The organism is Halobacillus locisalis (genome assembly GCF_013694105.1).
Lineage (GTDB): Bacteria > Bacillota > Bacilli > Bacillales > Halobacillaceae > Halobacillus > Halobacillus locisalis.
Genome location: NZ_JACEFG010000001.1, coordinates 572,572 through 586,620, shown reverse-complemented (window position 1 = coordinate 586,620; position 14,049 = coordinate 572,572). Strand labels below are relative to the sequence as shown.

General features: G+C 43.7%; 16 protein-coding genes. All 16 read right to left on the bottom strand.

Features of this window, described 5'->3' with window-relative positions; translation table 11 throughout:
- Positions 1-19: 19 nt before the first annotated feature.
- Positions 20-1,246 (bottom strand): tetratricopeptide repeat protein, encoded by a 1,227-nt coding sequence (locus H0266_RS03120; RefSeq protein WP_343063200.1) that lies wholly within the window; start codon positions 1,244-1,246, stop codon positions 20-22.
- Between the two features lie 48 nt (positions 1,247-1,294).
- Complete coding sequence (locus tag H0266_RS03115) at positions 1,295-2,164, bottom strand: hypothetical protein (protein WP_181470913.1); 870 nt, start codon at positions 2,162-2,164, stop codon at positions 1,295-1,297.
- Between the two features lie 52 nt (positions 2,165-2,216).
- The gene (gene aroA, locus H0266_RS03110) at positions 2,217-3,518 is read right to left on the bottom strand and encodes a 3-phosphoshikimate 1-carboxyvinyltransferase (RefSeq protein WP_181470912.1); all 1,302 of its coding nucleotides are present in this window, start codon (positions 3,516-3,518) and stop codon (positions 2,217-2,219) included.
- Between the two features lie 13 nt (positions 3,519-3,531).
- Entirely contained in the window at positions 3,532-4,632 is a 1,101-nt protein-coding gene (locus H0266_RS03105; RefSeq protein WP_181470911.1) for a prephenate dehydrogenase, read from the bottom strand.
- A 1-nt stretch (position 4,633) separates the two neighbouring features.
- On the bottom strand, positions 4,634-5,728 hold the full coding sequence (gene hisC / locus H0266_RS03100; RefSeq protein WP_181470910.1) for a histidinol-phosphate transaminase: 1,095 nt from the start codon (positions 5,726-5,728) through the stop codon (positions 4,634-4,636).
- Positions 5,728-6,105 carry a chorismate mutase gene (gene aroH / locus H0266_RS03095; RefSeq protein ID WP_181470909.1) on the bottom strand — a complete coding sequence of 126 codons (378 nt, stop codon included), beginning with the start codon at positions 6,103-6,105 and terminating at the stop codon, positions 5,728-5,730. Before aroH ends, hisC begins: the two co-directional genes overlap by 1 nt.
- Entirely contained in the window at positions 6,102-7,184 is a 1,083-nt protein-coding gene (aroB, locus tag H0266_RS03090; protein WP_181470908.1) for a 3-dehydroquinate synthase, read from the bottom strand. Before aroB ends, aroH begins: the two co-directional genes overlap by 4 nt.
- The gene (aroC, locus tag H0266_RS03085; RefSeq protein WP_181470907.1) at positions 7,184-8,350 is read right to left on the bottom strand and encodes a chorismate synthase; all 1,167 of its coding nucleotides are present in this window, start codon (positions 8,348-8,350) and stop codon (positions 7,184-7,186) included. Before aroC ends, aroB begins: the two co-directional genes overlap by 1 nt.
- A 148-nt stretch (positions 8,351-8,498) precedes the next feature.
- A complete protein-coding gene (locus H0266_RS03080) occupies positions 8,499-9,269 on the bottom strand; it encodes a CheR family methyltransferase (RefSeq protein ID WP_181471712.1) in 771 nt (256 codons plus the stop codon).
- A 363-nt stretch (positions 9,270-9,632) separates the two neighbouring features.
- On the bottom strand, positions 9,633-9,836 hold the full coding sequence (locus H0266_RS03075) for a hypothetical protein (RefSeq protein WP_181470906.1): 204 nt from the start codon (positions 9,834-9,836) through the stop codon (positions 9,633-9,635).
- A gap of 405 nt (positions 9,837-10,241) precedes the next feature.
- Positions 10,242-10,688 carry a nucleoside-diphosphate kinase gene (gene ndk / locus H0266_RS03070; RefSeq protein ID WP_181470905.1) on the bottom strand — a complete coding sequence of 149 codons (447 nt, stop codon included), beginning with the start codon at positions 10,686-10,688 and terminating at the stop codon, positions 10,242-10,244.
- 90 nt (positions 10,689-10,778) lie between these two features.
- Complete coding sequence (gene hepT, locus H0266_RS03065) at positions 10,779-11,750, bottom strand: heptaprenyl diphosphate synthase component II (RefSeq protein WP_181470904.1); 972 nt, start codon at positions 11,748-11,750, stop codon at positions 10,779-10,781.
- A 13-nt stretch (positions 11,751-11,763) separates the two neighbouring features.
- A complete protein-coding gene (locus H0266_RS03060; protein ID WP_181470903.1) occupies positions 11,764-12,474 on the bottom strand; it encodes a demethylmenaquinone methyltransferase in 711 nt (236 codons plus the stop codon).
- Positions 12,475-12,476: 2 nt separating this feature from the next.
- Positions 12,477-13,277: a heptaprenyl diphosphate synthase component 1 gene (locus H0266_RS03055; RefSeq protein WP_181470902.1), complete on the bottom strand. Its 801-nt coding sequence runs from the start codon at positions 13,275-13,277 to the stop codon at positions 12,477-12,479.
- An 82-nt stretch (positions 13,278-13,359) separates the two neighbouring features.
- Positions 13,360-13,584 (bottom strand): trp RNA-binding attenuation protein MtrB, encoded by a 225-nt coding sequence (gene mtrB / locus H0266_RS03050; RefSeq protein ID WP_181470901.1) that lies wholly within the window; start codon positions 13,582-13,584, stop codon positions 13,360-13,362.
- 129 nt (positions 13,585-13,713) lie between these two features.
- A complete protein-coding gene (locus H0266_RS03045) occupies positions 13,714-13,986 on the bottom strand; it encodes an HU family DNA-binding protein (protein ID WP_079479952.1) in 273 nt (90 codons plus the stop codon).
- Positions 13,987-14,049: the final 63 nt, after the last annotated feature.

The window sequence follows — 14,049 nt, the reverse complement described above, 5'->3', positions numbered from 1 at the left end:
GCGCTTATTTACTAAACCATTATTCTTCTAGCTTCAGCCGCTCTACAAAGTCTTCAATCTCTGTATCTGTAGGATCAATCGCCAAGTACGCCTCAAATACTTGCTTAGCATCTTGCATGAGACCTTCTTCAACCAAGAAGTAACCATATGCCTTCAAGAAGTCCGTGTCCTCTTTCAACGATGGGTAAGCTTGACGGTATTGTTCTAAAGCCTCCTTGAACTGCTCTTCCTCTTCGTAGGCTTGTGCAAGTTCCCATAAATAATTAGGGTCTTCTTCCCCTAGTGTAATCAATTGATTGATCAACTCAATGATCGCTGCATGGTCTTCATCGTTTTTGTAGTTTTCAATTAGGAAGAGAACCGCTTCTTTATATCCAGGATCGAGCGCTACAGCCTCACGCATGTATTCATAGGCCTCTTCTTTATTACCTAAACGGTGGGTAAGAGTAGCGGTAAGATGATACAATTCTTTGTTGAACTCATCTTTCGCAAGTCCTTTCTTTGCCATGTCCAGAGCCTCGTTCGGCATCCCTTCCGAATCATACGCCTGTGCCAAGTGAGGATAAACGGATTGGAAGTAGGGATCCTTATCCATAAGGTTCTCCCACACTTTAATGGCGATATCATTCCGGTTCGCTTGAAAAGCAACGAAACCATAACGGAACATGACATCAGGGTTTTCCTCCTCCACTTTCTGGAACATTTCTAAGGAACGTTCGAACTCCCCATTAGCCGCATGCGCCTCAGCTAGTCTAGTCGCGACTTCGATATCTCCAATTACAGGCTCATGGTGCATCGCATTTTCATAAAACGGGATACTCTTTGAATACTCCCCATTTGAAAAGGCTAGCTCACCAAGAGCAAAGTCAATGATCGAGGAGTTCGGTTCTACTTGCTTCGCCATATGCAATTTTTGCTCCGCTACTTCATATAATCCCTGAGATTGGTACAAGTCAGCTAGTTGTACAAGCGCCTGGAGATAGTCCTCATCTTCTGGACCGAACTGATTCAATAGATCGATGGCTTCATCATCTTCGTCTAAGTCGATGTGAATCTCTGCCATCATCACTTTCAATTCTTGTTCTTTAGGATAGCGTTGAATGAGCTCTTCTAACACCGGCTTCGCTTCATCAAGCATTCCCCACTGAATGTAGAGTTCAACGATGGTAAAGCGCTCTTCTTCATCCGCTTCTGGTAGATATTGTGTTAATGTGTTTATTGCATCTTCCGTCTTATGTTCATCCATAAGACGGACAGCTTTGTGTATTTCCTCCATGATGACATCCTTTCTCTTTTAAACAAAATGCTTGTGAATATTCACTTTCACGTGTGATCCAGGACGTTGATCGACCATGGTTTGACTAACCTGTGAAATCCGTCCATCCATAACCGTCACATTTGGAACAGCATCATGATATCTGAATTTCGTTTCTTCATCAAACGTTGCGCCCTCACCAACCCAGTACAAATTATAGTCAGCTTGACCACCGGCGGCAAACCATCCACGTTTAGGATAAATGCCACTATCCTTCAAATTTTGGAATGTCAGCCATTCATCCTCCTGAAGATCTGTTAAGTTAATGATACCATACTGTTTGCAAACAGAAGACCATAATTCTTGATAGTTGAACGAGGTATTCTCTCGATCTTTGACGAAGATTGTCAACGGCATCCGTTTATAACTTTGAGCTTGAACGATCCATTCCCAAGCGACCTCTTGCAAGTCTTCCCTTGACGCAACCTCAACACATAAAAAGGGGCATCCTTTTCGAGAGAAATACCGGATCATTTCCGGTCTCAAAATTTTTGAAGGGACAACGGGGGATACCATGTAATGAAGAGGTAGACCTTTTAACTTTTCAATAAATTGGTCATAAACCTCCCTGTAGTGACGTAAGCTAGACACTAGGTGTTTAACAACGAGTAAGGTACACCCTCTTTTTATGTACTTTACAGCGGTGTCTTGAATGGTATCCGTTTCTTGTAGTGGTGTGTGAATATCCGTCATAACATGTCCGGGAGTCACCACGAATCCCTTCGTTTCCAGCTCAATATAACGACCAGTACCAATACGGTCTCTCACAAAGCGATCATCAAAAACGGTAACATCCAGATCATGGTCTGTATCTTCTTGAAACGACCTCCTAAACCAATAAGCTCCCATACGATGAAAACCTCCATTGGGCTTTTTATATCGTATGAGAGCAAAGGGCAATCTATGAAGTTTTCTTGTTTTGTAATTGAGCTAAATGGTCAAAGAACGTGGGGTAGGAAATATTGATGCAATCTTTGTCCTGAATTACGACTGGCTCATGACTGATCAATGAAGCAACAGCCCCCATCATCCCTATACGGTGATCACCGTAAGAGTCGATGGATCCTCCTTGTAGAGATTGACTGCCATGGATGACCATACCGTCTTCCTTCGCCTCTACATTCGCTCCAAGCGTTGTTAAAGTGTCAACTACAGCAGCGATACGATCCGTTTCTTTCACCCTCAATTCTTTAGCATCCTTGATCACCGTTGTACCCTGAGCTTGAGATGCAGCAAGAGCCAGAATCGGAATTTCATCGATAACGTTAGGAATTAGATCCCCCTCCAGCGTGATCGCTTCCAGTTGTCCATATTTAATGGTAACATCCCCTACTGGTTCATCACCGACATATGTATGAACGTGACTGGAAATCTTGGCACCCATCTGCTCGAGCGCTTGGACAATTCCGTTTCTCGTCTCGTTCAGGCCAACATTATTGATCGTCAGTTCACTTCCAGGTGTAATCGCAGCGGCTACTAAGAAAAATGCAGCGGAAGAAATGTCCCCCGGCACCCTTATGTCGGAAGCTTTCAGTTCTTGTCCACCTTTTATAGAGATGGTGGGTCCATTGACAGTGAGTTCGACACCAAATTGAGGCAGTAACTTCTCCGTGTGATCCCTCGTTACACCTTTTTCAATAATAGTAGTTTCACCCTCTGCAAAAAGACCAGCAAGAAGCAAACACGACTTCACTTGAGCACTGCGAACCTTTAACTCATGACGCATTGCCTGCAATGGACTTCCTTGAAATGCTAAAGGGAGGTAGGAACCATCCTCTCGACCGATAACGGTAGCTCCCATTTCTCTTAACGGATTTACGACACGGTCCATTGGACGTTTTGATAAGGATTCATCACCGTACGCCGTTGTAAAAAAGGGCAATCCAGCTAGCACACCACTCATTAACCGCGCTGTTGTTCCAGAGTTTCCGAAATTGATAGGCTGGGTAGGAGCTGACAACCCTTCTACGCCTTTGCCTTGTACTGTTAAGGTACCTCTATCCTGCTCGATATCCACCCCAAACTGGCGGAATGCTTCTACTGTCCTCATGCAATCTTCACCTGTTAAGAAATTGGTGATCTTAGATGTTCCATTCGCCATCGCCGAGAAGATAACAGCTCTATGGGAGATTGATTTATCGCCTGGAACTTGTAAATTCCCTCTTAACCCACCTGTAGCCGGATACAGTTTTCGGTTGGTCATCAAATTCCTCCTCTCATTGTTGAAGCATGACTTCAAACTGATGATTCTCAAGCGTTTCTTTACTATCGTATTGGTCTACACTTGTTGCGAAACTAATGCGTAGTACACCTGTAATACCTTCGCGTATTTCAAGAATTTCAATGTTCTTTATACTGATTCCTGCTTCTGCAAGCAGCCCGATCACCTGATGGATCGCACCGGGTTGGTCATGTATATCGACATAAATATCATAAAAAGCGGGGATCGCGCCTCGTTCTTTTGCCGGCAATCCATCACGATAGTGCTTAGCATCTACCAAGTATTGATAGGTCAACTCACTTTCCTTTTCAGATAAAAACTGCCGGACTTTCCCCATTTCATCCATCCAATCGTCCAACATTGAAATCAGCAAATCACGGTTCTGGAAGAAAATATCTTGCCACAATGTTGGATTACTGGATGCGATTCTCGTAATATCCTTAAAACCTCCGGCCGCCAAGTGTTCGATATAAGGATGCGTTTCTTGCCACTCTTTCGCTTGATGGACAAGCGAGGAAGCGATCAAATGCGGAAAATGGGATATGACAGCGGTCATCTCATCATGTTCTTTAGTAGTGAACGTTAAGAACCGCGCATCTGTTTCTGAAAATAACTCCTTAAGCCGATCCGCTTGTTGCTCACTAGCGTGAACAGAGGGCGTGAGAACATAAATCGCATTCTCAAATAAGTGCGGCTTTGCAGCCGTGTAGCCTTGCTTATGCGAGCCAGCCATCGGGTGTCCACCGACGAAAGATAACAAAGGATGGTCCCACTCGTTCGCGGCCTTCAACACCTGGTTCTTTACAGAGGAAACATCCGTCACAAGCAGCGGCTTGTGTAAGTTGATGGATTGCAACTGTCTCAAATAATCAATTGTAATCGATATTGGCGTAGCCAACACACATACATCCGCTTCTTTGACAGCTGTTTCAAAGTCTTTCATCGCCTGATCGATGACCCCTTGCTTAAGAGCCATATTCAATGTATCCTCGTCTTGGTCGACACCGATGACGAGACGCCCCTTTTTCTTCGACACATTCATTGCCAATGAGCCACCAATCAATCCAAGTCCCACAATAACCACTTTCTCCGTCATGTTATTTCACTCCTGAAGCAATCTTTTGTTTCATTTCCTCCTGAATATTCTCCATATCTTCTTTTTTCCCAATGGTTAACCGAATCGTGTTCGGCAACCCTAGCGCTTCACCAGAACGAACAATGAACCCTTTGGTCAATAAATGCTCAAACATTTCGTCACCGCTGATTGGTAAATGTACAAGCACAAAGTTGGCTTGAGAATCATAGTAAGAAATGTCATTTTGGTCACAGAAATCCATGAATGCTTGTTTATTCTTCCTATTTTCCTCAACAGACGTTTCAATGAATGTTTGGTCGTCTAGAGCCAAAATAGCGGCAGCTTGGGCGACAGTGGAGGTGTTGAACGGTTCCCTAGATGGCTCGAGTACGTTGATGACTTCTGGTTGACCGACACCATACCCAATACGAAGGCCCGCAAGACCATACGCTTTGGAAAATGTACGTAAGACCATAAGATTAGAATGGTTTTCTATTGCGCCTAACGAATCAAACGCATCCTCGGCTTCTAAGTATTCGTAATAGGCTTCATCGATAACAATAAGAACATGTTCAGGACAGCGATCAATCACAGACTGGAGCGTCGGTTGATCGATATGAACACCTGTAGGGTTGTTAGGTGTACAAATCCAGAGAACCCGAGTGTTCTCATCCACCTGATTCAGCATTTCTTCAAGGTCATGATGTCCATCTACAAGAGGAACCTCACGAACTTCAGCTCCTTCAATCAAGGCATTATGACGGTATTGTGGGAAGGTTGGTGTCGCCATGACCGTATTGGCACCAGGTTCAAGGAAGGTACGGCAAATAATTTGCACGACTTCATCCGAACCGTTCCCGAAGATCAATTGCTCCTCATCCACCTTAATAAAGTCAGCGACTTTTTGACGGATGGTGGCTGCGTATCCATCAGGGTAGATTTCTAACTGAGAAATTAATCGAGGCAATTCTTTTTGAACTTGTGGAGAAAAACCATACGGGTTTTCGTTGGAAGCTAGTTTTACAATCCGATCCAATCCGTATTCTTTTTTCACCTCTTCAATGCCTTTACCTGGTTTATAGGGTTTCATGGTTTTCAATATTTCTTTTGCTTTCATCATCCTTCTCCTTTCTTTTTCTGCAGATCTGGTCGGAGCTTCGTTGCTTCATGATGATAAATGTGTTCAATCTCCTCCTGATGCTTATCCGTTTCCACAGTAACCATAACACGAATGCACATTGGTAAGCTCGCGGGAACAGGTATTTCACGCATACACATTACGGGAACATGTGTCCATCCATCCAACTCCCTTAATGATTTAGCTGGAAAAGTGTCATTCAAATCCTCGGTCACCGTGAAATAAACGGAGGCTACGCGCTCGGCAACAATTTCATTCTCAGAAATAATGTCTTCCATCAATGCAACTGACTTCTCGATGATTTCATCAGCTGAGTTCCTAGTCACTGTTGTGGCTCCTCGAACTCCTCTTATCATACGTTCACCACCTCCGTCTGGAATCGATGTAACTCAGTCAACAGAACGTCGTCCTGAATAGGTACGACACAAGCCTTTCCGATTTCATTGAGCAATACAAAATGAACCTGTTGATTGACTGTTTTTTTGTCGACTTTCATTCTCTTTAGCAATGCAACGGGCTGAAGTGATTGGATCGAAGAAAGAGGATACCCGTTACGCGCCATCCAATTTACATAATCTTTTATTGGCAACCCCGATGCATTAACTCGCGTCTCGCTTAGCTGCAAGGCGAACAATAAACCGATGCTAACCGCTTCTCCGTGTGTGATCTCTCCATACCCTAGCTCCGCTTCGATCGCGTGGGCTAGGGTATGGCCTAAGTTGAGGAACTTACGCATGCCTTGTTCTCGTTCATCTTTTTCTACAATACTCGCTTTGACGCGAATCCCTTTCTCTAAATCACCAATTAATTGATTGTCCTCAAGCGAAGTGATGGATCTACCGAGTAGTTCCTCCAACCACGCTGAATCACTTAGCATAGCATGTTTCATCACTTCACCGTAACCTGATCGCAACTCTGTTTCCGGCAACGTTCGTAAAGTTTCAATATCATAAAGAACTTGAACCGGGCTATAAAAACTCCCGATCAAATTTTTGCCTTGCACATGATTAACTGCTACTTTCCCACCTACACTACTATCGTGAGCAAGAATGGTTGTAGGCATTTGAATAAAATCGATACCCCGTAAGTAAGTCGAGGCAACGAAACCAGCCAAATCCCCAATCATTCCGCCACCAAGAGCTATAATAAGGGACTGCCGATCAAGGGATGTTTCTATACAACGGTCCAACAACTCTTGATACTTCCCCATACTTTTAGACGCTTCACCTGATGGTACGAGAGCAGTGTGTACAGTCGAAACCTTCTCCATACTTGTGACGACGTCCTGCAAATAATGCTCAGAAACATTTCGATCCGTAACGATGAGAACAGATGAATAAGGTTTTGTTATCCATTTATCCAGCTGATGTCTAACCCCTGTTTCGATTACGACATCATAATTGTGTGATTGAGAACGAATGCTCAGCTGACTCATTAGAATGCCTGCACTTCTTTTCGGTAATCGTCAACAGCTCGCTTAAGACGCGGGAAATAATCGGCTGGGAACTCCTCGGTGATCGCTTTAGCCAGTTCAAACGCAACAATGTGTTCCATCACAACAGAAGCAGCAGGTACTGCGCATGAATCTGATCGTTCAATACTCGCCTGAAACGGTTCTTTCGTCTCAATATCTATACTTTGTAACGGCTTGTAAAGGGTCGGAATCGGCTTCATGACACCTTTTACGACAATCGGCATACCCGTTGTCATTCCTCCTTCGAATCCACCCAAACGATTGGTCCGTCTATAGTAGCCGCGTTCTTCACTCCATAGAATCTCATCGTGGACGTCACTTCCGTTGCGACGTGCCGCCTCAAATCCGATTCCAAACTCAACACCTTTGAATGCATTGATGCTCATGACGCTACCGGCAATACGTGCATCCAGTTTTCTGTCATATTGAACATAAGAACCAAGGCCTGGTGGCATACCTTCTACATAAACTTCACAAACGCCACCGATCGAATCGCCTTCTTTTTTCGCTTCATCAATCGCCGTCATCATTTTCTCTGCCGCACCTTCGTCAAACGTACGGACTGGAGATGCTTCTGAGATCTCCCTGCGTTCTTCAAGTGTTAGATTCTCATCGACGTCACTGACAATCCCGGCAATTTCTCGTACGTAACCTGCCACTTCAATCCCTAACTCTTTCAGAAGAACTTTTGCAACAGCACCTGCTCCTACACGCGCTGCTGTTTCGCGTGCTGATGACCTTTCGAGCACATTCCTCATATCCCTGTGTCCATATTTCATTCCGCCGTTCAAATCGGCATGACCTGGCCTTGGTTTTGTTACCACTCGTCTAAGTTTAGTCTCTTCAGGTATCGGGTCTTCACCCATAATGTCGGTCCAATGCTTGAAGTCGTCATTATGTACGACAAGCGTAATCGGAGATCCTAATGTGTAACCATGACGTACTCCGCTTGTAATATCTACTAAGTCTTTCTCGATCTGCATGCGTTTGCCTCGACCATAGCCGCCTTGACGTCTGATTAAAGACTCATTGATCTGTTCTCTCTGAAGTGGCAAATGAGACGGCACTCCTTCGATAATAGTCGTCAATTGTTTACCATGTGATTCACCAGCTGTTAAATAGCGCATAGACAACGTCCCTCCTGTAAACTGAAAAACACCTAACATTCAGTCATAAATTTTACGTATTACTATATCATACGCACGATTGTTTGTGTTCCGCAAATATTCAAATTTTTATAAAAAGAAGTCGGAAAGCGCTTCCGACTTCTTTTTGTCATCTTTTTTTGTAAAAAAATGTATCAAATACGTCAAATCCGTATTTACTCGGTGAAAAGATCTGCTCAGTACTTCCGACAAAAAACATGCCTCCGCGATTTAAAGATTGACTGAAGTTCTGGTAGATGGTCTCTTTCGCTTCTTCCGTAAAATAAATCAACACATTACGGCAGACGATCAAATCGCATTGGCGTTCGTAACGATCCGCCAGCAGGTTATGTTTTTTGAACGTGACGCACTTTTTAATATCAGGATGTACATGATAGAACGCTCCATCTTTGGTGAAGAATTTCCGCTTCATTTCCTCCGGGGCCTCTTTTAAAGATCGTTCAGGGTACACCCCTTTTCTTGCTCTATCCATTGCATTGTCATCAATGTCTGTGGCTATAATCTCAATTTGATTAAGCGGAAGAAATTGACTTAGGATCATAGCCAACGTATAGGGTTCCTCCCCTGTTGAACAAGCTGCACTCCATACTTTGATCCGCTTCTTTGTACTCAATAAATCTGGAATGACTTTTTTCTCCAACACTTTAAAACGCTGCCGGTTCCGGAAAAACTCAGATACATTAATGGTCATACGGTCCAGAAGTTCATCAAAGAGTTTCGGATCCTTACCCAATGCATCAAAATAAGCGGAGAAACTGGAGTAGCCCCTCCGATCTCTTAAAGACGTTAGACGACGTTTCATCTGTGCCTCTTTATAAAGAGATAAATCAATGCCTGTTTTACTATGTACGCGTTTTTTGAAATCTGCATATTCTTGCATATGTGTCATAGACCGAAAGCTCCTTCACATCTAGTCTCTTTAAGATTACTCGATGACATTTCTAATGTAAATGACTAAATGTTCAGCCTACTGAGAAATCTAACAAGATTGAATATTTAATAGTTTGATTGAGCGCAGTTGATCATACAGGTCACACTTGTACCATACCCCCTTATCTTGAAGACTTGAAGGTGAGGTGTGTGGGTCCTCTACTGAAGTAAGAAAAGGGCGTGGTGGGAAATGACTCGCTTTCCTGCGGGGGAACTGCCGAGCCTCCTCGGTCGTTAACACCCCTGTGGAATCTCACCTGAGTCCTTCTCCCGCGGGAGTCTCGCCATTTCCCACCACACCCACCGAAAATAGTTAGTCGAACCATTCATTGATGAAAAGAAGCACGTCTGTCTGAATAGACTGAGTAAATGTCCGATAAATTGCCGTTCTTGTCCGAATCGTAAGGAAATGTCCGATATAGAGGATCACTTGTCCTGATTGAGCAGATAGATGTCTGAAATCGTGCATCTGTTGTCCTGATTGCTTAGGTAAATGTCCGAATCGGGGTGCGTTCATCCAATACATCCCCCTGGAGTCGCATTGTTCACGGGCCCCACTTTTTTTTGGGGGGTGATTTCGAGAGACTATTTTGGCAAGGGGAGATGGGGAACGGGGAGACTCCTGTGGGATTAAGTGGGACAGCTGAGACCCCACAGAGAGGGGACTGCTTGTATATACTTCCTTGCTCCCTTGCGCTGAGAAAGCTTGCTACAGAGCGATACGAGCAGACGCAGGCGCACGTTTTTCATCTCGAGGAGGCTCAGCGCCCGCCCCACGGAAAGCGACTCGTTCCCATCTCCCCCATCCTCACTACAAAAGTCTCGAAATTGAGTGTTCAACATTACTGCCCTATTCTTGAATAGGATTGAAATAAAAAAAACCGCCTTAGCAGGCGGTTTTTCTAGTGTATAAATCTACAGATTAGTAGACCCATGCAAGGTTTTCTTTTTTGTAATCAACCATTTGATCCTCGTTAAAGAACAAGTTGATTTCTCTCTCAGCGCTTTCTGGTGAATCAGATCCATGAATGACGTTTTTTCCTACAGTGACTCCGAAATCTCCACGAATCGTCCCTGGTACTGCATCTTGAGGCTTCGTTGCACCCATCATTTGACGGGCTGTCGCGATTACTTCCTCGCCTTCCCATACCATCGCAAATACAGGTCCAGAAGTAATGAAGTCTACTAGTTCTCCAAAGAACGGCTTATCACTATGTTCCCCGTAATGCTGCTCAGCTAGCGTACTTGGAATGACCATTAACTTCGCTCCGGCCAATTTGAATCCTTTTCTTTCAAATCTTGCAACGATTTCTCCTACTAAATTGCGTTGTACACCATCAGGTTTTACCATCAAAAAAGTCTTTTCCATGTTCTACACCTCATTTATGTATAATGTGAAAGCGCTTTTAATAAGTGCCATAGAAAAGTCTAACAAATATTGCTAGGGAAGGCAATAGTGTTAGGCTCTTCTTTTTCCTATATACTTCGCGATCCCCTTCAATGTTTGCTTGGCACGACCTGCTGGCAGCTTCTCAAGGGACTTATATGCCTTTTGCAAATAGCGATCGCTCACCTCTAAAGATCGCTCAATCGATCCATTCGTTTTGATTTCTTGAATCAATGGCGCAATCGTCTCTTGTGTCAGTGTATCTTTATAAAGAAAAGCCTCTTCTAGACTTCGTTTGAAAGCAGGGTTCTCCATTGAATAAAGAACTGGCAAGGTGATATTCCCTTGCAACAAGTCTCCACCAGCCGGTTTACCAAGCTCTTTCTCAGAGGCCGTAAAATCGAGAACATCATCAATGATTTGATAGGACATCCCAACATAGTACCCATACATCCATAAGGCTTTCTCATGATCGGGAGAAGCATTTGAGGCAATCGCTCCTAAACGACAGCTAGCAGCAATCAAAATGGCTGTCTTACGCTTTATGCGTCTCAAATAGGACCTTAGGTGTTGGTCCGTTGCGTATTTGTCTCTGATTTGCTCTATTTCCCCTAGACATAAGTCCACCATCGTTTTCGCCAGTGTCTGATGTGCTCTAGGATTATCAAGGGCAGACAAGTTCTCTAAAGAGCGCGCAAAAATGTAGTCACCCGTGTACATGGCAATGCGGTTATCCCACCTGGACTTGATTGTCGGCTCTCCTCGTCTCAGTTCTGCTTCATCAATAACATCGTCGTGCACAAGTGAAGCGGTATGTATTAACTCTAAAGAGACAGCGACGGATTTCATCTTTTCGATATCATAGTCCCCAAACTTCCCAGAAAGAAGGACAAAAACCGGACGAATACGCTTTCCGCCAGCTTGCAACAACTGACTCGATGCCTCTCTAAGCACAGGGTTATCTGATTGAATGGTTTCATTCACGGCATTCTCGATGATTGATAAATCATTCTTCAAGAATGAATAGATCATGGCTAATTTCATGGGACTTCATCCTTCATTCATGCTTTTCTCCCATATGCATAGCGGCAACGCCACCTGTATAGGACTTTACTTGTACATATTGAAAACCGGCGTCCTTAAACATCAATTCCAACTCGTGTTTATCAGGGAAATCTTTTGCAGACTCGTGCAGCCAACTGTATTCTTGATAACTCTTAGCGAAGACTTTTCCGAACAAAGGCATAACATTTCCGAAATAAAAGTAATAGATAGATTTGAAAACTGGGTTAGTCGGTTGGGATGTTTCCAAGCAGACTACCTTACCCCCAGGTTTAACAACACGGTACATTTCGCTTAGGACCTGTTGGTAGTCTGGGACATTGCGAAGACCAAAGCCGATCGTGACATAATCAAAGCAGTTATCCTCAAAAGGTAACTCCATCGCGTTTCCATGCTCGAATTCGACATGGCTAATACGCTGTTTCATTTTTTTCTTAATACCGACCGAAAGCATATTCGCACTGAAATCCAGACCGATAACCTTTCCCGTTTTCCCCACTGCATCAGCGAGGGTCATCGTCCAATCACCTGTGCCACAGCAGACATCTAACACGTGATCGCCAGGGGATACTTGCATTCGTTTCATTACATCTCTACGCCACAGACGGTGCTGCTGAAAAGAAATGATCGAGTTCATTGAATCGTAACGGTTATAAATTTTTTCAAACACGTGGTGCACGCGTTCGGACTTAGCTTGTGGCTCCATATTTACCCTTCCTCCGCAATCTGTGTCTGATTATATTGATGGTGTATAGCAGAGTGCATGTAAGATTTCAGCCAAGTAAAGTGAATCGGCAATTGAGACACAGAAGTTTCCAGTTTGTGGATGTTATTCTGTAACATTCGCTCGAGGTTGACCATCACTTGACCTCCTCCGAGACTACCTTGACGTGTCATCAACACATGCAGTAGCGGTGAGAATTTCCCCTGCTGATAGCTTCGCTTTTCTTCTATCAGGCGTTTAGCTAGTAACCATTCGCCTGCCATATCATTGATCGAAGACTTTTGAACGTAAGAAGCTACTCGTTGAATTAATAACGATTCGACCTTCTTAAGTCCGTTCAAAAACTCTTGAAACGATTCAACATCTTTATAGTATAGCTCCATCTTTAATTCATTGATTTCTTTGATGGCTCCCGCCAAAGTATGAATCATAGGTATGTCATCCAATTGAGATAACAAGTAATAGTAAAGGCCGCTATAGTAATCCCCTGCTAGAACCGTTAATTGACGATTACGAACCGTTTCACGGTCATCATCGGCCTCGGTTAACGTGACGAGGTCATGGGTATCAAGCGCAATTTGAACGAGCATCGTCGTCACGATGTATTGTTCTTTTTTCACAGGGGAAAGTCTGGTGTGATCCATGATTGAAGATAAAAGGACAAGTTTATCTTCATCGATGGTCGGTTCCTGTATGAACTTGACCAAAAAAGGGTGGCGAACCTTGGATGCAATTTTCTCTTTTAATTGTTTGATATCTTTATGTGAAGAATTCAACTCGATCACCTTGTCCTTCCTGAACAATTGCCATACTTAGTATAGCACACTTCCCTGTGATTACGCTTCCTATGTACCTTCAGAGAACGTGTTATTCTGCCTCGTTAGTCATCTCTCCGTGACTCGTTTGGATCACAGCTTTTCCGCGAACTTTGACAGCTGATGTATGTTCTGTGAATTGTGCAATCATCACTTCTCCACGGTCGAGTTTCTCAGAGTGGTGGAAGCGAGTGTCTGTTCCACGTGTTAGCCCAATCACGTTCACCCCATCTTCTAGGGCTTTAATGACAAAGAAATCATTGTTGTTTGAGTTCATAATCGATTCTCCTTTTTTAACTACTATCTCTCACCTATCGTTCCATGTCAAAGCATCTACATGTAAGTGGTTTTGAAAATAAGAAAAAGGGTGCAAGTTGCACCCTTTTTCTTTAGCCCTATGTAGCTATTATTTAACTGCGTCTTTAAGGGCTTTACCAGGTTTGAAAGCTGGAACTTTGCTTGCAGAGATTTCAATCTCTTCACCAGTTTGTGGGTTACGACCTTTACGAGCCGCACGTTCACGCACTTCAAAGTTACCGAATCCGATAAGTTGTACTTTCTCACCATCTTTTAGTGAATCCATGATAGATTCGAATACAGAATCAACCGCTGTTGTTGCATCTTTCTTAGAAAGATCTGCTTTTTCAGATACCGCATTGATAAGATCTGTTTTGTTCATGACATTCACCTCCTCTCAAGAGGGTTAATCTCATTCAAGTAGATGATATCCACTTTAAATGTG